This window comes from Botrimarina colliarenosi, from assembly GCF_007859955.1.
Lineage (GTDB): Bacteria > Planctomycetota > Planctomycetia > Pirellulales > Lacipirellulaceae > Botrimarina > Botrimarina colliarenosi.
In genome coordinates this window covers 972,709-990,889 of sequence record NZ_SJPR01000001.1, presented here as the reverse complement: position 1 = coordinate 990,889, position 18,181 = coordinate 972,709, and the positions used below count along the sequence as shown (strand labels likewise).

The window sequence follows — 18,181 nt, the reverse complement described above, 5'->3', positions numbered from 1 at the left end:
CTCCCCTTACTTCGTGCGGGGCTCTAAGAGGGCGGAACTTGAGAATCGGCGGAACTCTAAAGGCGCGGCGGGGATGGCAGCGGGCTGGGTCGCCATTTGGTAACCTGCTGGCACTTCCTGCGAACACTCAACCGGCCGAAGAACCCCCCATGCGGATTGCTTACCTCGACTGTGCTAGCGGCGTTAGCGGCGACATGACGCTCGGCGCCCTGGTGGACGCGGGCGTTGACCTCGCCGCCATCCAGGCGGGACTCGACTCGCTTGCTTGGCCCGACGGGACGCCCAACTGCCGGCTCGTTGCCAGCCAAGTGAAGAAGTGCGGCTTTCGGGCGACCCAGGTCGTCGTCCAGCACGAACCGGAGCACGCCCACCGGCACCTGCACCACATCCAGAAGATGATCGACGGCGGCGCCCTGACGCCGCGGGCCCACGAGCTGGCGACCGCGATCTTCCGCCGCATCGCCGAAGCCGAGGCGAAGGTCCACGGCTCGACGCTCGAGAAGGTCCACTTCCACGAGGTCGGCGCGATCGACTCAATCGCCGACATCGTCGGCGCCGCGATCGGTTGGGACCTGCTGGGCGTCGAGGAGGTCTACTGCTCGCCCGTCCCGACGGGGAGCGGCTTTGTGCAGATCGCCCACGGCCGTTGCGCGATCCCGGCGCCGGCCACGGCCGAGCTGCTGGCGGGCGTGCCGCTCGCCGAACACCCACCGGCCGGGCCGATCGTCGGGGAGCTGACAACGCCCACCGGCGCCGCGATCGTCAAAGAGCTCGTCAAGTCGTTCGGCCCGCTCCCGGCGATGACGATCGAACGCATCGGCTTGGGTTCGGGCCAGAAAGACTTCGATCATCCCAACGTGCTGCGGCTCGTCGTCGGCGAGCGAATCGCTGTGCCAGGCGAGCCGGCCACGCAAGTGGCCGGAGGGGCGCCACAAACGATCGTGCTCTTGGAAACCAACCTCGACGACACGCCGGGCGAGGCGATCGGCGACTGTGTCGAACGCCTGTGGGCGGCCGGGGCGCTCGACGTGGCGTTGTCGCCGCTGCAGATGAAGAAGCACCGCCCGGGCGTCTTGCTGAGCCTCCAAGCGGCGCCGGCCGACGCCGATCGGCTGGCGGCGATCGTCTTCCGACACACGACGGCGCTCGGCATGCGGCGCCAGACGGTGAAGCGAATCGTCCTGCCGCGGCGGAAGGTTTCGCTGGAGACCGAGTGGGGCGCCGGCTCGGTCGTCGTCGCTACGCTCCCAGACGGCAGCGAGCGGGTCACCCCCGAGTACGAGGATTGTAAGGCCTTGGCCGACGCCGCCGGCGTCACCGTCGGGGAGGTTTCGGTCGCCCTAGCCGCCGCGTGGCGCCGACAGCAGTAACAGTGAATCCAATCCCGCTACTCGCCGAAACGCCTTGGTACGCCCCCCTCCTGTTCGCGTTCGGGTGCGCGCTGTTGGCGATGATCTTGCTGCGGCGGAGTTTCCGCAACTTCGGCAAATTGACGCGTGGCGGCTCGGGACCGGCCCTGTTGAAGCAGCACCGCCCAACCAGCCAGTGGGACGGCGCCCGCGAAGACGCGACCGCCCGATTCAACCGTCAGCAAGTCGAGATGCACGAGCTGGCCCGCGAAATCAACGGACAGATCGACAGCAAGCTAATCCTGCTGCAAGAGCTCGTCGCCCAGAGCGACCGCCAGATCCAACGGCTCGAGGCGCTCTTGGACGAAGCCAAGCGGAGCAACAAATAGTCCCCCTCCCCTTTCAAGGGGAGGGGCTAGGGGAGGGGTCTCGACGGCACCCCACCGATGTCGCTCGGGATGTGCTTAAGGCAGCGAGCTTGCCGTTGTACCCCTCTAGCCTTTTGTAACAGAGCACGCCAACCCTCCCCTAACCCCTCCCTGAAAGGGAGGGGGACGAGATTCTTCGGCTCAGAACTCGGCCGAGCCGGGCGTTCGCGGGAAAGGAATCACGTCGCGGATGTTCGCCATGCCGGTGACGTACTGCACCATCCGCTCGAGGCCGAGCCCGAAGCCGGCGTGCGGCACCGTGCCGTAACGCCTCAGGTCGGCGTACCACCAGTAGTCGGCCGGGTTGAGCCCCTGCTCGGCCATGCGTGCTTCCAGGATGTCGAGGCGGTGCTCGCGTTGGCTGCCGCCGATGATCTCGCCGACGCCCGGCACCAGCACGTCCATCGCGCGGACCGTCCGGCGGCCCTGGTCGTCGGGCTCGTTGACGAACATGTAGAACGGCTTGATGCTCGCTGGGTAGTCGGTCAGCACCACCGGCCCCGCAAAGTGCTTCTCGGTTAGCCAGCGCTCGTGCTCGGCTTGCAGATCGGTTCCCCACTGGACGGGGTACTCGAACGGCTCGCCTGAGCCCTCCAACAGTTCGACCGCTTCGGTATACGGCAGCCGTGTGAACGAGCCGTTATGCAGGCCTTCCAGCCGCTCCATCACCGTCTTGTCGATGTGTTGTTGGAACAGCGCCAGGTCTTCTTGGCAGTCACGCAACACGTCGGCGACGATCCGTTTTAGAAAGCGCTCGGCGAGGTCGATGTTGTCGGTGAGTTCGAAGAACGCCACCTCCGGCTCGACCATCCAGAACTCGGCCAGATGGCGCGAGGTGTTCGAGTTCTCTGCGCGGAACGTCGGGCCAAACGTGTAGACCTTGCCGAGGGCGCTGGCGTAAAGCTCACCTTCGAGCTGGCCCGAAACCGTTAAGTAGGCCGGGCGGCCAAAAAAGTCTTGCGTGTGGTCGACGGCGCCCTTGTCGTCGCGCGGCGGCTTGTCGGCGTCGAGCGTGGTGACGCGGAACATCTCGCCGGCGCCTTCGCAGTCGCTGGCGGTGATGATCGGTGTGTGGGTATAGAGGAAGCCGTCCTCGTGGAAAAAGTCGTGGATCGACTTCGAGACGCGGTGCCGAACGCGCATCACGGCGCCGATGGCGTTGGTCCGTGGCCGCAGGTGGGCCCACTCGCGCAGCTTCTCGAGCGAGTGTCGTTTCTTCTGTAGCGGGTAGGTCGTCGGCTCGGCCCAGCCATGCACCAGCACCGAATCGGCCTTGAGTTCGGTCGCTTGCCCGCCGCCGGCCGAGGCGACGATCTCGCCGGTGACTGTCAGGCTGCATCCGGCGGTGAGGTGCTTGATCTCGCTCTCGTAGTCCGCCAGCTCAACCGGTGCGATCACCTGTAGGTTGCCGAGGCACGAGCCGTCGTTCACTTCGATGAACGAGAAGCCCGCCTTCGAGTCGCGACGCGTCCGGACCCAACCTTCGATCTTGGCGGCGGCGCCGATGGCGCCTTCGAGCCGGGCTTCCTTGACCGACAGTTTCTTCATGGGAGTCGTCTGAGTCTGGTAGGAGCGGACACCGCGTCCCTCATCTCCCATCCGAGCGAGGGAGACGAGGGGCGTCGCGGCACGACTTACTTCTTCGCCGCGTCCGTACTCCAGGCGCCGGCGGTCGCTTCCTCGACAATGCCTTGGCCGGCCAACCACCGCTCCGCGTCGAGCGCCGCCATGCAGCCGGTGCCGGCGGCGGTGCAGGCTTGGCGGTAGTAGTCGTCCGACACGTCGCCCGCGGCGAAGACGCCCTCGACACTCGTGTTGGTGCGGAACGGGACGGTCCACTTCAGGTAGCCCTTCTCGTTCATCTCAAGCTGGCCCTTGAGGAACTTCGTGTTGGGCGTGTGGCCGATGGCGACGAACATGCCGGCGGCGTCCATGTCGCGGTCGCCTTCGCCCGTCGTCGATGACAGCTTGACGCCGGTCATTCCCTTCTCGTCGTCGCCGTAAACCTCGGTGACCTCGCTGTTCCAGACCATCTCGATCTTCGGATTGTTCTTCGCCCGGTCGGCCATGATCGGCGAGGCGCGGAGCGCGTCGCGGCGGTGGACCAAGAAGACCTTCTCCGCGTGCTTGGTGAGATAGTCCGCCTCCTCGACGGCCGAGTCACCGCCGCCAACCACCACCAGCGGCTTGTTGCGGAACCGCGGCAGCGCGCCGTCGCAGACCGCACAGGCGCTGACGCCGCGGTTCTTGAAGCGGTCTTCCGACTCGAGGCCGAGGTAGTTCGCGCTGGCGCCGGTGGCGATGATGACCGAGTGGGCCTCGATCTCTTGGACGTCTCCCGAGGCGCCGGCGCTCTTCAGTTTGAAGGGGCGCTGGCTGAAATCGACCTCGGCGATGTCGTCGGTGACGATCCGCGTCTCAAAGTTCTTGGCCTGCTGCCGCATCAGGTGCATCAGCTCGGGGCCGCTGATCCCCTCCTTCTGGTGCATGTCGGCTAGCCATGCGTGCTCCTCGTCGAGGGAGTCCTTGAGATACGCCGAGACGTCGCCGGCGGGCCAGCCGGGGAAGTTCTCGACTTCGGTGGTCAGGGCGAGCTGCCCAAGCGGGAGCGTGCCCGACTGGCGGTTCTCTTCGCTAATCGCGCCCTCGAAGACCAGGGGCTTCAGATTGGCGCGGGCGGCGTAGATCGCGGCGGTCCAGCCGGCGGGGCCGCTGCCGATGATGACGACTTGTTCGGGCACGGGGGGGCGTCCTGTGAAGCGGTTCACGGTGGGCGGAGGGGGGCGACGGCGGGCTTAGGCCCAGCCACCGGCGGGATTATAGTGGCGTGACAAGCCCCGCGTCAGAGCGGGGTTCGTTAGTCGCTGCGGGGGCGTCACAGGGCTGATCCGTCCATCGCTGGGATGATCGGGTCTCCTGACCCCGATTGCGGTCTCATTGCGTCTAGCGGCTGGCGGCGCGGAATCGGGGTCAGCCGACCCCTCCCACCAACGACTCCTCTGCGGCTACCTCATGCTTACGATCGCCGTCGCTCTTGGTTCGTTCGCCGCACTATGGCTGGCGTACGTCGTCTACGGCGGCTGGTTGAGCCGGCGGGTTTTTAAGCTCGACCCAACGCGACGGACCCCCGCTTACACCGAGCGTGACGACCTCGACTTCGTCCCCACGCGGCGCTCGGTCGTCTTCGGGCACCATTTCACCAGCATCGCCGGGACGGGGCCAATTGTCGGGCCGGCGATCGCCGTCTTCTGGGGCTGGCTGCCGGCGTTGTTGTGGGTCGTGCTGGGGTCGATCTTCGTCGGGGCGGTTCATGACTTCGGCTCGCTGGTGGTGAGCCTGCGGCACCGGGGTCAGACCATCGGCGAGGCGGCCGGGCAGATCATTTCGCCCCGCGCGCGGGTGCTGTTCTTGATCGTGCTCTTTTTCGCGCTGATGCTGGTGATCGCCGTCTTCGGGCTGGTGATCGCGTCGATCTTCGACCAGTACCCCGAGTCGGTGCTGAGCGTCTGGCTGTCGCTGCCGCTGGCGGTGATGATCGGCCTAGCGACGCGCCGCACCGGCGGGGCGGGACTGACGGCAATGTCGCTCGTGTCGCTCGTGCTGCTGTACGTCGGCGTCTGGTACGGCACGCAGCATCCAATCGTGCTGCCCGCCATCACAGCGCTGGGCGATTACGGAACGCCGGTGGTCGTCTGGACGGCGATCTTGTTGGCCTACTGTTTCGCGGCGTCGGTGATGCCGGTGTGGCTGCTGCTGCAGCCGCGGGACTATGTGAACGCGCTGCAGCTGCTGGTGGCGATGGGCCTGTTGGTGGGGGGTCTCGTCGTCGCGGGTCTGACCGGGGCGGCCGACCTCAACGCGGCGCCGGTCGTCGCCACCGATCCGCCCGCCGACGCCCCCGCCATCCTGCCGTTCTTGTTCATCACCGTGGCGTGCGGCGCGTGCAGCGGCTTTCACTGCCTCGTCGCCAGCGGAACGACGAGCAAGCAACTCGAGAACGAGGGGGACGCCCGCGTCGTCGGCTACGGCGGCATGCTCCTCGAAGGGGCGCTCGCCGTGGTGGTGATCCTCGCCTGTTGCGCCGGCCTCGGCATGGGCGTGCCGGGCGCCGATGGCGAGCCACTCACCGGCGCCGACGCGTGGCGATCCAAGTACCAAGCGGTGATTATCGAAACGACCGCCGCCGATGGCGCCGTCAGCAAGTCGGGCGGCTGGAAGGCGATGCGGCTCCGCCAGCAGGTGGGCGCCTTCGTCGAAGGGGGCGCGAACTTCGTCGGCGCGCTCGGCCTGCCGCGGCCGTTGGCGGTGGCGGTGATCGCCGTGCTGGTCGCTTGCTTCGCCGCGACGACGCTCGACACCGCCACGCGGCTCCATCGCTACGTGATCCAAGAACTGGCCGGCACGCTGCACTTCCAACCGCTCACGAATCGCTACACGGCGACCACGCTGAGCGTCGTTGGTGGCGGGGCGATGGCGATGATCCCGGGGCCTGCCGGCCCCGGCTCGGGGGGTCTCATGCTGTGGCCCCTGTTTGGGGCGACCAATCAGCTGCTCGCCGGCTTGGCGTTTATCGTGATCGTTGTCTACCTGTGGCGTCGCGGCCTGCCGGTCGCCTTCGCGATGATCCCGGGGCTCGCCCTGCTGGCGATCCCGGGCTGGGCGATGGCGGAGCAGGTGATCAACGACTTCCTGCCGGCCCGGAACTGGCCGCTGGTGGCGTTTGGCGTCGCGATCCTGGTGTTGCAAATCTGGATGGCGATCGAGGCGGTGTTCGTCTGGCCGAAGGCGCGCGGCGTGCTCGAAGCGGGCGCCGAGGTGGCAGTATGAAGGGGGACTGGCTCTATACGCTCCGAGAGCGATTCACTTCCGATGACAGCAAGGCATGGTCCAGGTACCTCGCCTTCTCCCGATTCGACCACCTTACCGAGTTGATCACGCTCGATTCGATGATGTGCCCCGACCTCATCGAATCACTATCGCCCGACGACTGGGAGCAGAACGTTCAAGAAGACTACCGGACCACACTATTCTACCATGGCGAGTACCTAGAGAACCGGCAACCAATTGATCCGCTCCACCAGCAAGTCCTCGCGGTGTGCGAGCGTCCGAACGGTACTGAAAAACTCCCAGCCTCGTATATGCTGTGCGGCTATGACCTGATGGATGAGTGCTTCGACAACAGCCCGTTGACCAATTGCGGTCCGATGCCGGAGATGTTCTCACCGTCGATTGTGAATCCGTACGGGCTCCTCCCCGAGCTCACACTAGCGAACGAAATCCGTGACAAGATGCGCCGGCTGCAACCCAACGACCCTCACTTGGGCAGCTGCGAGGTATGGGCCATTGCACGCGTCGAAGCGTCGGCGTGATCGGCGAGCCCCCGACGTGTATGACGGCGGCTCCGTAGCCCAGACTCTCGCCGGACCCGAAATGCTGGTAGAGCCTCGCTGAAAACCCGAGGAGTCGGGCCGGCGGCCACCCCACCGCTTCGCGGTGCGGCTGGTGTATCATGGCGATCTGGTCCGCTTGTCTCGCCCTGGAAAAATACCCCGATGACGCACCCGCTCTGCCGCCCACTCTTCGCCTTCGTCCTCGCGGCCGCCGGCCAGTCCATGGCGCCGCGGTCCGCCGTGGCCGAGGGCTTGCCCCCGACGCTCGTTGATTCGCTCGATGGCTGGAAAGCCTCGGCGCTGGCCCACTGCTGGACGCTCGACGACGGTGTGCTGACCGTTGAGAACGACCCCAGCAAGCAAGCCTCGACGCTTTGGACCGAAAAGTCCTACAAAGACTTTGTCGTCGAACTGGAATTCAAGTTTGGCGAGGGGGTCGTCGACTCGGGCGTCTTTTTGCGGCAAGAGAACGACCAGATCCAGCTCGGGATCTCCGGCTCGCTGAAGCGCGACCTGACCGCGTCGCCGTACATCGGCGGCAAGGGCTACCCGATCGAGGCGCAGGGCGTCGCCGAGGTGCTGAAGCAGGACGACTGGAACAAGATGGTGATCGTTGTGGTCGGCGACGACTACGACGTCTGGCTCAACGGCGAGCATGTCACCCACTACCAGTCGGAAACCGCCATCGAGAGTGGTCCGATCGGGCTGCAACTCCACCCGGGCAATACGATGACCATGCAGTTCCGCCACGTGCGGATCGCCGAACTGCAATAACTGGCGGTCCGGGGTTTCGGCGGGCCGGCAGGGCGACGGGGTCGATCCGCTCATTTCTGGTGTAGCTTCCGGCGGGCTCGTGACGTAGCTCTCGGACCGCTGTTGATACTCCGCGAGGTGAGCCCCCCCGATGCGAATTTCCTCCACGGTACTGTTGGTGGCGGCCATTGGCTGCCTCGCCGCGCCCCCGGCGGGGGCGCAGGGGCCCGCGCAGACGATCGCCTACCAGGCCAACACCGCGGAGTTCTTGAACCCCGAACGGGGGTTCATGCGGTTCTCGAACCTGCTGGACCCGTGGAACTACGCTAACATCCGCGCTCAGGGGGCGACGATCGTCTACGGCGGGGTCACCGCGAGCGCGTTCCGCAACCAGGCCCTCAGCACCGGCTTTCTGAACCAGATCCAGGCCGGCTTCGACGCCGCCCGCGAGAGCGGGCTGAAGGTCAAGTTCCGGTTTAACTACAACAACGACGGCGGCGCCGACGCCCCCAAGAGCGTCATCCTCGGGCATATCCAGCAGCTCCAGCCGCTGTGGGAAGCCAACAAGGACGTGATCTTTAACATCGACGCCGGCTTCATCGGCGGTTGGGGCGAGTGGCATAGCTCGACCAACGGCCTCGACAATCCGACCGACCGCGCGGAGATCCTCGCCGCGATCCTCGACGCCCTCCCGGTCGATCGGACCGTCGGCATCCGGACGCCACACTTCAAGCGCGAGATCTTTAGCGGCTCGACGACCAGTGAGACGGCCGTCATCACGGCGGCGAACGCCTTCGATGGCAGCGACCTGTCACGCGTCGGCCATCTGAACGACTGTTTCCTTGCTTCGAGCAGCGACTTCGGCACCTACGTGACGCCCGGCTGGTCGCGCGGCCGCGAGTTGGCGTACATCGGCGGCGAGAGCCGATTCGTCCCGCACGGCGGCGAGACCTGCAACAACAGCAGCTTCTGTGAGTCCGGCAACGCCATCGGCGAGATGACGACCTTGCACACCGACTACCTGAACCTGGACTATCACCCCGACGTGATTCAGCGTTGGCGCGACGAGGGCTCTTTCGACGAAATCCAGCGGCGTCTGGGCTACCGCTTCGAACTCGACGAGGCGACGCTGCCGGTGGCGGTGAAGCCCGCCGGCCTGATGCCGATCTCGTTGACGATCGACAACGTCGGCTTTGGCGAGCTGTTCAACCCGCGGAACGTCGAGGTTGTCCTGCGGCACAACACGACGGGCGAAACCTCAACGGTCGCGATTGCCGTCGATCCGCGCTGGTGGTCGGGCGGGACGACCGCGACGGTCGAGACCGGCCTGCTGCTCCCCGAGAGCCTCGCCGAAGGGGAGTACACGGTCGCCCTCTGGATGCCCGACATCGAGGCGTCGCTGCACGACGACCCCCGCTACGCGGTCCGCTTCGCCAACGACGGCGTCTGGGAAGCGGCGACCGGATTCAACCTGCTGACCACATCGCTGGTTGTCGATTCAGAAACCGCGGGGCCGCTGTTCGTGGCGCCAACCTTGGCCGAGGTCGTCGACCCGGAGATGCTGGAGTTGGCGGGCGATTTCAACTTCGACGGCGCCGTCAATGCGGCCGACTACACCGTCTGGCGCGACCAGGGGCTCGACAGCGCCGCGTATGCGAGCTGGCAAGCCAACTACGGAGCGGTGCTCCCGCCCGTTGGCCTTGCCACAGCGACGCCCGAACCCGGCGCCATCCTGCTCGTCTTTCTTGGGCTTACGAGCCTAGCAGCACGCGGGGCAACTGCACCACGCAGAAGTAGCTGAACACAAGAAACGCCACGGCCAGGCCCACGCCGATCGCCGGGCTGGGACGCAGCTGACGAGCAACCTCGGGCCGGAACATCCGGGGCAGCACCCAGTAGAGGCCGACCAGCATCGCGAGCGCTTGCAGCGGCGTCAGCAGCAGGCCCTCGGCGATCGCGGCGAACTTGACCAGCGCCACGGGCTGATAGCCGAGTGTGTAGACGATCGTCATGCTGAACAGGACGTAAAAGACGAGCCAGCCGCGGCGGCGGGCAAGCGGCGTCCACCCCGCGACCGCGCGTGGCAAACAGAGCCGCACACAGTCGTCCATCAGGTAGGGCCAACCGGCCACTTGCGCCAGTTGCGTCGACACGAGGGCGGCCGCCCCGCCGACAAGGAAGAGGGTCGCGCCGGCCGCGCCCCACTGGTCGCCAAAGATTGTCGCGAGCGTCAGCGCGACCTGGGCGCCGTCGGGCGCCAACTGGTTCGCCCCTAGCACCCCGGCGCCGGCGATCAGAAAGCCCGCCGTGACGGCCACGCCGACGAGCATCGCGGCGGTCGCATCGAAGGTGACGACACGGCGCCAGCCAACGAGCCGCTCGGCGGCGTCGTCCGAAAGGTTGCGCAACGCGTCGACGTCGGCAGGCTGGCCTTGCCTCCCGCCGGCCGCCGCGCCGTAGCCGGCGCCCATCACCCAGTAGGTGTACCAAACCTGGCTGGCGAAACCGCCCGCCCCCCAGCCCAACAGTGGCAGCATCTCGGCCCAGGCGTTGGTCGCCACGCCCTGGCCGATCGCCCAGCCAGGGACCACCGGCACGTGCGGCGTGAGTCCCGCGAACAGATCACCGAGTGGTGGCGCCGCTCGTGTCGCAATGACAACCACTCCGACCAGCGTCATCGAAATGAGCGTCGCCATGACCAGTTTGAGCGCGCGGAACTCGCCGACCCAGGCGATCCCGACGGCGAAGAGCGTCACGGCCCATCCCGCGTAGCGCGCCGGCAGCGGCGTCAATTCGGCGACGAAAACTCCGGCCGTGGCGGCGATCGAGCTGATCGCCAGGACCGACGCGACCACTTGCACCACCAGCACGAGCCAGACGAAGGCGTTCCGAGGTCCCGGCAGTCGACCGAACAGGTCGATCATGCTTTCGCCCGTGGCGACCGTGTACCATCCGCCCGCCATGCCGATCAGGTACTTCAGGTAAACGCCGACGACCACCGCCCAGAGGACGCCGGTTCCGAGGATCGCGCCCGTGCGGGTGGCGAGGATCACCTCTCCAGAGCCGATGTACTCGGCGCACCAGACAACGGCGGGTCCAAGGGCCAACAGCAGGGCGGCCCCCCGCGGCGGCGTGGCGATCGACGGCGAGGGGGACTTGGGCGCCAAGGGGACCGAGCGGATAAGCGGCAGATGAGCGGAGGAGGCAGCTCAGGCCGAGAGTGTAGCGGATAACCGCTTGTTTGCCCTCCGGCGTCGCGTCAATCAAAATGCTACGCTACCCCCTCCGCCGGCGACGCCGGACCCCGCCAACGACTCTTCCGCCCCCCCGCACGTCCCTCGCAACGGCCCGCATGTCCCAGCTTAAACGCATCCTCGTCACCGGCGGCGCCGGCTTCCTCGGCTCGCACCTCTGCGAGCGACTGGTCGCCGACGGCCACGACGTGATTTGCGCCGACAACTTCTTTACGTCACAGAAGTCGAACGTCGTCCACCTGCTCGACCACGCCAACTTCGAGCTGATCCGCCACGACATCACCCACCCGCTCTGGCTCGAGGTGGACGAGGTCTACAACCTCGCCTGTCCCGCCGCGCCGGGCCACTACCAGTACAACCCGATCAAGACGATGAAGACCTCCGTCATGGGGTCGATCAACTTGCTCGGCATGGCGAAGCGCTGCCGGGCCAAGATCCTCCAGGCGAGCACCAGCGAAGTCTACGGTGATCCGGAGATCCACCCGCAGCCCGAGTCGTACCGCGGCAGCGTCAACCCGATCGGCCTCCGCGCCTGCTACGACGAGGGAAAACGCGCCGCCGAGACCCTCTTCATGGACTACCACCGCCACAACGGGGTGAACGTCCGTGTCGTGCGGATCTTCAATACCTACGGCCCGCGGATGCACCCGTTCGACGGCCGTGTGGTCTCGAACTTCATCCGCCAGGCGATCTCGGGCGAAGACATCACCGTCTTCGGCGAGGGGAACCAGACCCGCTCGTTCTGCTACCGCGACGACCTTATCGAAGGGATGATCCGGATGATGAACGGGCCCGACGACTTCATCGGCCCGGTCAACATCGGCAACCCGGGCGAGTTCACCATCCTCGAGCTCGCCGAGAAGGTGATCGCCCGCACGGGGTCGAAGTCAAAGATCGTCCACCGAGCGCTGCCGGCCGACGACCCGACGCAGCGTCAGCCTGACATCACGCTCGCCAAGCAGCGTCTCGGCTGGGAGCCGAAGGTGAAACTCGACGAAGGGCTCGACCGTACGATCGAATGGTTCAAGACGGTCAGCCTCAGTGACTTCCGGGCGCCGACGCCGAACTACTGAGTTGTCACAACGCTAGGTCATCACAACGCTAGGTCATCACAACGCTAGGCCGCTACAACGCCTGCCAGAGATGAGCGACGCCTGCGATCACCTCTTCGTTTACGGCACGCTGAAGAGCGGTTTTGACAACGCGCACGCCATCGCCCTCCGGCACGCCGCGACGCTCGTCGGGCCGGCGGTGTTGTGCGGGCGGATGTACCTGGTGCAGGGGCCACGCGGTTCGATGCGTTACCCAGCCGTCACCGAGCCGCTCCACGACAGCGACACGGTTCGCGGTGAGCTCTATCGCCTGCACGACGAGCGGGTCTTGTCGCGCCTCGACCTGTACGAGGGGTGCGGCCCGGTGAGCCCGACGCCGCACGAGTATCGGCGCGTCGTGGCGGAGGTCGTCGTCAACCCGACCGAGGCAATGCTCGCGTACGTGTACTTGTACAGCGGCCCGACAGACGGACTTCGTCGTCTGGAGAAAGGCGTCTTCCCGCCGGTCGCGTCCTCTCCCTAATCGGCGCGGGTCTTTAGTCGGCGCAGGTCCCTAGTCGGCGCGGGCCGGGACGCACTGGCAGCGGCCCCGCCCGTGTCGCCTTGGTCGACACACGTGTCGATCGACTCGACATCACCGCGCGACGCGTAACGGCGGGCTGGTTGTTTCCCCCGGCAAAGCGGTGCGCCGCACTCTTGGCACGCCATCTGCTTCTTGACGGCCCTTTCGCTGGCAGCGTGCGTCGGGAAAGGTCCGTCCCGCCTCGTCCTCGGAAACGAAGGCCCCCCGTAGAGCACCGCTAGCAACCGTAGAGCGGCGCTAGCAACCGCGCGGATAGTGATTCATTCGGAACCGCGGACGAGGCGACCCAGGAGAAAAGGCATGCGGAATCGACGGGGTTTCACCCTGGTTGAGTTATTGGTGGTGATCGCGATTATCGGCATCCTGGTGGCGCTACTGCTGCCCGCCGTCCAGGCGGCGCGCGAAGCGGCGCGGAGGTCACAGTGCTCGAACAACGTCAAGCAACTCGGGTTGGCGCTGCAGATGTATCACGACACGCATGGGCACTTTCCGCCGGGGCATGAAGAGAGCGGAGACGACGGCCCCTCGTATCGGCACCAACTCAGCTGGTTGACGCTCTGCCTGCCGTTCGTCGAAGAGCGGGCAATCGCTGACATGATCGAGCCGTCGATGATCGATCCCGCACTCAACGCCCACGACAACGTGCTACTCGTCCCGGCCGGGCGAAACGTCATCCCGACATTCACTTGCCCCAGCGATCCGATCGCGGCCTATGAGGTGGCAGCAATCCCTCGCGACGACGCCGAGACGCTCTTCTTCGCGCCGACCAACTACCTCGGCAACCAGGGCACCGTTTGCGAGTGCCGAACGAAAGTGTGTAGCGGCATGTTCGGCCACGACACCAAGTTCAAGATGTCGCAGATCACCGACGGGACCTCGCAGACAATCGCGGTCGGTGAGTCGCTCAAGGGCGACCTCGACCCCAATACGCTCGAAGACAATTACATCTACCTCAGGGGCTCCGGCAACGCCGACGACATCAGCACCTGCGTCGGCGGCGAGTCGAATACGGCCGACCGCGCTACGGCGTGGATTGGCGGGCAGCCCCACCTCAACATGTTCAGCACGTCACGGCCACCGAACGACTCCCGCACCGACTGCAAGGCGCCGAGCAACGGCTGCACGAACTTCGCCGCCCGCAGCGCCCACCCGGGAGTCGCGATCCTGGCCTTTGCCGATGGCTCGGTGCATATCGTGTCCGACTCGATCGACGAAGTCACCATGCAAGCCCTCGGCACCCGCGCCGCCGAAGACATCCCGGGCTCCTATTGATGAGAAGCGAGCCTCGATTGGTTTCCCGATTCCAAGCCCTGGTCGTGGCGTGCGCCGTCTGCTGCGCCGACTCTGCCGCTGCCCAAGTCGCCCCCGCGCCGCGTCTCGCCTTTGTCGGCCTGCACGGCGGAGTCTTCGAACAGCTTGAGGTGCTTCAGAGCGAGACCGGCATGGAGCTCGACTACCTGCGTGACGACGACATCGCCGCCGGCAAGGCGGATCTCGCCCCGTATCGGATTGTCTTCTTCCAGCACACGCGTGAGGAAGACCGCGAACAGTACCGGCGGATGATCGAGGCGGGTCGCGCCGCCAATCCACAGTTGCGAATCTTTTCGATCTCCGGCCTCGTTGAAGGCGATCTTCCCGAGTTGGCCCGCAGCGGCGTCATTGAGCAGGACGAGCGCTTGTCCGCCTACTACGGTTCTTCGACCGAGAACCTCCGGCGGATGCTGCGTTACATCTGGTCGGAACTGTTGGGCCACGGCGGCGCTGTGCCGCCGCCCGAGGAGGTCGGCGCCGTGCAGGGGCTCTACCACCCCAACAACGACGGGATGTTTGCCGACGCCGCTTCCTTTCTGCAGTGGGCCCGAGGCGCTGACAGACCGATCGACTCCCCCCACCGGGTGTTGATCGCTGTCCACACGACGCACCTCGTGTTCCAACAGCCGAAGGTCGTCGACGCCTTGATCCGGGCCTTCGAATCGCGGGGCGTGCTGGCCGTTGGAGCGATCGATGGCGGACCAGCGTACGAAGCGGCGCTGCGCGAGTTCGGACCGCAGTGCGTCATCCACACGTGCCACAGCCGCGAGAGTGTCGAGCTGCGGACCGAACTAGGGATCCCCCACCTCCACTCGATCTTCTTCCGCAAACAATCGATCGACGACTGGCGGACCGGCGTCGAGGGGCTCGCCTCGAACGAGATGGCATTCCAAGTTATCGGCCAAGAGCTCCTCGGGGCCATCGAGCCGCAGATCGGCGCCGGCACCGAGCAGGGCGGAGGCAGCAGCGAGGCGTTCTCGCCGATCGCCGAACGGATCGACCACCTCACCGACCGCGCCGTCGCTTGGATGCGGCTCGCCACCCTCCCCAACGCCGAGAAGAAAATCGCGTTCGTCTACTACGACCGCGAGATGGGCAAAGCCGAGCTGATGCGCGGCAGCGCCACCGGCATGTTTATGAACGGACCGCGGAGTCTGGTGAATGTGCTGCAGCGGATGCGCGACCGTGGCTATGCCCTGAGCGACGTGCCGGCCGACGAAGACGAGTTGATCGGCTGGATGCAGGAACGCGGCCGGCAGATCGGCGTCTGGGCGCCGGGCGTGCTCGATCAGTTGGCGCGGTCGGGCGACGCGGTGCTCGTGCCGCTCGACCAGTATCGAGCGTGGTTCGAGGCCCGCGTCCCGGAGCCGCTCCGCCAACAGGTGATCGCGCGTTGGGGCGAGCCGCCCGGTGACTTTCTCGTCTGGAAGAACGACGCCGGTGAACCGTTCCTGGTCATCCCGCGGATCGACCTGGGAGGCGTGACGCTGCTCCCTCAGCCGCTACGGGGCGAGGCCCAAGACACGTCGCTCGTGCACGACAAGCTGGTGCCGCCGCCACACAACTACCTCGCCACTTACTTCTGGCTTGAAGCGTCGTTCGGCGCCAACGCCCTGGTCCACTTCGGCACGCATGGCACCGAGTTCATGCTGCCCGGCAAGGCGGTGGGCCTCTCCGACGAGGACTGGCCCGACATCGTGCTCGGCACGATGCCGAACATCAATCCGTGGATTCTCAACAACCTCGGCGAGTCGTCTCCCACCCGGCGGAGGGCGTACGCCGTGCTGATCGACCACCTCGTGCCGCCGAGCGTCAACGCCGAGCTCTGGGACGAGCTCGAAAATCTCCACAACGACATCGACCACTGGATCGTGCTCGACGACGGCGCGCTCAAAGAAAAGTTCCGCCGCACGATCAGCGAGCAGGTCCGCAACGAAAACCTCGACAAGGATGTCGGCCTCGATCTGCCGGGTGGGCGGATGCTAACGCCCGCCGAGATCGAACAGGTGCTCTCCTACCTGCACGACGTCCACAACGAGACGACGCCCGTCAGCCTGCACGTCTTCGGCGAGCCGCCACGCGACGACCTGCTGATCCCGTACCTCACGACCTGCCTCGGCAAGGCGTACCTGACGGCCCTCGACGTAGTAATCGACGTCCCGGCCGGCGAAGCCCTCACGCCGGGAGACAGCCTGAAGTACCTGCGGCGCGCCGGCGAGGAGATCGTCTCGCTCGTAGTGCGGAAGGGGATGTCGCCCGCCGAGGCGCTCGCCGCAACGACCGGCGCCGACCCCGCCGCGGCCGTCCCCGCGCCGCTCGCCAAGTCGCTCTCCCTAGCGGGGCGGCTGGCGGAGGGTTTCGCGCGGACCGGCGAGGAGGTCGACAACCTGCTCGCTGCGCTCGACGGCAAGTTCATCCCACCCGGCCCCGGCGGCGGGCCCGACCGCAACGCTGCAGCGCTGCCGACCGGTCGGAACCTCTATGTCATGAACCCCGAAGAAGTGCCGACCAAGCCGTCATGGGAACTCGGCGGCGAGTTGGTCGATCAGCTCTTGGCCCAAAAGCTCCAAGAGACCGGGCGCTACCCCGAGAAAATCGGCTTCACACTCAACTCGTTCGCCACATTCCAGGACTACGGCGTCATGGAGTCGCAGATCCTCCGCCTTGTCGGGGTGCGACCCGTGTGGGACGAACAGAACCTGGTCGTCGATGTCGAGCTCATCCCCGCCGAAGAACTCGGCCGGCCGCGGATCGATGTCTTCATTGCGGGGCAGAGCTATTACCGCGACATGCTCCCAACCCGGATGCGGCTTCTCGACAAAGCGATTCGGCTGGTCGCCCAGACCGAGGAGCTCGACAACTGGGTGTGGCGCAACAGCCAGCAGACCCGGCAAGACCTCGAGGAAGCGGGCGTCGACGCCGCGCGCGCCGAGAAGCTGTCGCAGGCGCGGATCTTCGGCCACCCCTTGGGACAGTACGGCAGCGCGGGCTACTACTACCTCGTCGAGAAGAGTGGCGAGTGGGACACCCGCGAAGACCTGATGGAGGTCTACCTCAGCCAGTCCCGCTACGTCTACACCGACGGGCTCTGGGGCGACAACGCCCCCGAGGCGTACGACCGATCGATCCAGGGAACCGAAATTGTCCTGCGGAGTTGGTCCGACCGCACCCGCAGCCCGCTCTCGAACAAGTACGACTGGTACCACGGCGGCAGCCTCTGCATGGCGGTCAAGCACCTTACCGGGGTCGAGCCCGAGTACTTCTTGTCGGACGTCCGCGACCCCGACTCGGCCGGCATGGTCTCCGCCGAGGAGGCGCTACGCCGCGAGTACCGCGTGCGGCTGTTAAACCGCAAGTGGATCGAGGGGATGATGCGCGAAGGGTACGCCGGCGCCGACCAGATCGGGGTGCATGTCTCCAACACGATGGGCTGGAAGATCATGCGGCCCGACAGTGTCAGCGACGACATCTGGGAAGAGATCGTTGAGATCTATGTGCGTGACAGCAAGAGCTTGGCGATCCGCGAGTGGTTCGAGGCCGAGAACCCCTATGCGTTCCAGGACCTGACCGAGGTGCTTCTGGAAAGCATCCGCAAAGGCTACTGGCGTCCGAGCGACGAAGTGGTCCGCGAGATCGCGGTCGCCTACGCCGAGTCGGTCGCCCGTCACGGTGAAGGGGGCGGCCTGCGCGGTGGCGGCAACACCAAGCTTGAGGAGTTCGTCCGCAACGCCCTATCCGCCCCGAGCGACGCGGCGACGGGCGAGTTGGTCGCGGCGTATGAGGCTCGGCTCGAAGAATCAGCCGGCTTCGGCGCCGCGGCCACTTCCGCGAGCACATCCACTTCGTCCGCTAACGACTCGCCGCCCGACGCGGCGCCCGAGGAAACGACCGCAACGCAGACAACCGGACGGGTCACCGGCCAGCAGCTGGTCGAAGCGGCGGCCGAAACGACGCCGGCAGTAGAGACCCCCTTCCGTTACCTCTGGTTGCTAGGCCTTGTCATTGCCGCGACCCTGATCGGCGCAGGCTATCTCACGCAAGACCGCAAGACGGGCTGACAC

The 18,181-nt window shown here is 66.2% G+C and carries 13 protein-coding genes; 10 read left to right on the top strand and 3 right to left on the bottom strand.

Annotation, left to right across the window (positions count from 1 at the left end):
* Positions 1–149: 149 nt before the first annotated feature.
* A complete protein-coding gene (gene larC, locus Pla108_RS03820) occupies positions 150–1,370 on the top strand; it encodes a nickel pincer cofactor biosynthesis protein LarC (RefSeq protein ID WP_146443176.1) in 1,221 nt (406 codons plus the stop codon).
* Between the two features lie 2 nt (positions 1,371–1,372).
* A complete protein-coding gene (locus Pla108_RS03815; RefSeq protein ID WP_146443174.1) occupies positions 1,373–1,738 on the top strand; it encodes a hypothetical protein in 366 nt (121 codons plus the stop codon).
* Between the two features lie 180 nt (positions 1,739–1,918).
* Here Pla108_RS03815 and asnS read toward each other — a convergent pair whose 3' ends face one another.
* Positions 1,919–3,325, bottom strand: coding sequence for an asparagine--tRNA ligase (asnS, locus tag Pla108_RS03810; RefSeq protein ID WP_146443171.1), 1,407 nt, complete (start codon positions 3,323–3,325; stop codon positions 1,919–1,921).
* An 86-nt stretch (positions 3,326–3,411) separates the two neighbouring features.
* A complete protein-coding gene (locus tag Pla108_RS03805; protein WP_146443169.1) occupies positions 3,412–4,518 on the bottom strand; it encodes a thioredoxin-disulfide reductase in 1,107 nt (368 codons plus the stop codon).
* Positions 4,519–4,789: 271 nt separating this feature from the next.
* Between Pla108_RS03805 and Pla108_RS03800 the strand changes: the two genes are divergently transcribed.
* The 4 genes from Pla108_RS03800 (at position 4,790) to Pla108_RS03785 (ending at position 9,721) form a co-directional block, all read left to right on the top strand.
* A complete protein-coding gene (locus Pla108_RS03800) occupies positions 4,790–6,604 on the top strand; it encodes a carbon starvation CstA family protein (protein WP_146443166.1) in 1,815 nt (604 codons plus the stop codon).
* The gene (locus Pla108_RS03795) at positions 6,601–7,146 is read left to right on the top strand and encodes a hypothetical protein (protein WP_146443164.1); all 546 of its coding nucleotides are present in this window, start codon (positions 6,601–6,603) and stop codon (positions 7,144–7,146) included. The genes Pla108_RS03800 and Pla108_RS03795 overlap by 4 nt, the downstream gene beginning before the upstream one ends.
* Positions 7,147–7,329: 183 nt before the next feature.
* Positions 7,330–7,941 (top strand): 3-keto-disaccharide hydrolase, encoded by a 612-nt coding sequence (locus Pla108_RS03790; protein WP_146443162.1) that lies wholly within the window; start codon positions 7,330–7,332, stop codon positions 7,939–7,941.
* A gap of 130 nt (positions 7,942–8,071) precedes the next feature.
* Positions 8,072–9,721 carry a DUF4832 domain-containing protein gene (locus tag Pla108_RS03785; protein WP_146443160.1) on the top strand — a complete coding sequence of 550 codons (1,650 nt, stop codon included), beginning with the start codon at positions 8,072–8,074 and terminating at the stop codon, positions 9,719–9,721.
* Here Pla108_RS03785 and Pla108_RS03780 read toward each other — a convergent pair.
* Complete coding sequence (locus tag Pla108_RS03780) at positions 9,672–11,087, bottom strand: Nramp family divalent metal transporter (RefSeq protein ID WP_146443158.1); 1,416 nt, start codon at positions 11,085–11,087, stop codon at positions 9,672–9,674. The two genes, Pla108_RS03785 and Pla108_RS03780, sit on opposite strands and share 50 nt — an antisense overlap.
* Before the next feature lie 185 nt (positions 11,088–11,272).
* On the opposite strand from Pla108_RS03780, the gene Pla108_RS03775 reads away from it, so the two are divergent.
* The 4 genes from Pla108_RS03775 to Pla108_RS03760 all read left to right on the top strand — a co-directional run bounded on the left by Pla108_RS03775 (position 11,273) and on the right by Pla108_RS03760 (position 18,178).
* Positions 11,273–12,247, top strand: coding sequence for a UDP-glucuronic acid decarboxylase family protein (locus Pla108_RS03775; protein WP_146443156.1), 975 nt, complete (start codon positions 11,273–11,275; stop codon positions 12,245–12,247).
* A 70-nt stretch (positions 12,248–12,317) separates the two neighbouring features.
* Positions 12,318–12,749, top strand: coding sequence for a gamma-glutamylcyclotransferase family protein (locus tag Pla108_RS03770; protein WP_146443154.1), 432 nt, complete (start codon positions 12,318–12,320; stop codon positions 12,747–12,749).
* A gap of 360 nt (positions 12,750–13,109) precedes the next feature.
* Positions 13,110–14,081 carry a DUF1559 domain-containing protein gene (locus tag Pla108_RS03765; protein ID WP_146443152.1) on the top strand — a complete coding sequence of 324 codons (972 nt, stop codon included), beginning with the start codon at positions 13,110–13,112 and terminating at the stop codon, positions 14,079–14,081.
* Positions 14,082–14,098: 17 nt separating this feature from the next.
* Positions 14,099–18,178: a cobaltochelatase subunit CobN gene (locus tag Pla108_RS03760; RefSeq protein ID WP_231934279.1), complete on the top strand. Its 4,080-nt coding sequence runs from the start codon at positions 14,099–14,101 to the stop codon at positions 18,176–18,178.
* The last annotated feature ends 3 nt before the right edge of the window (positions 18,179–18,181 follow it).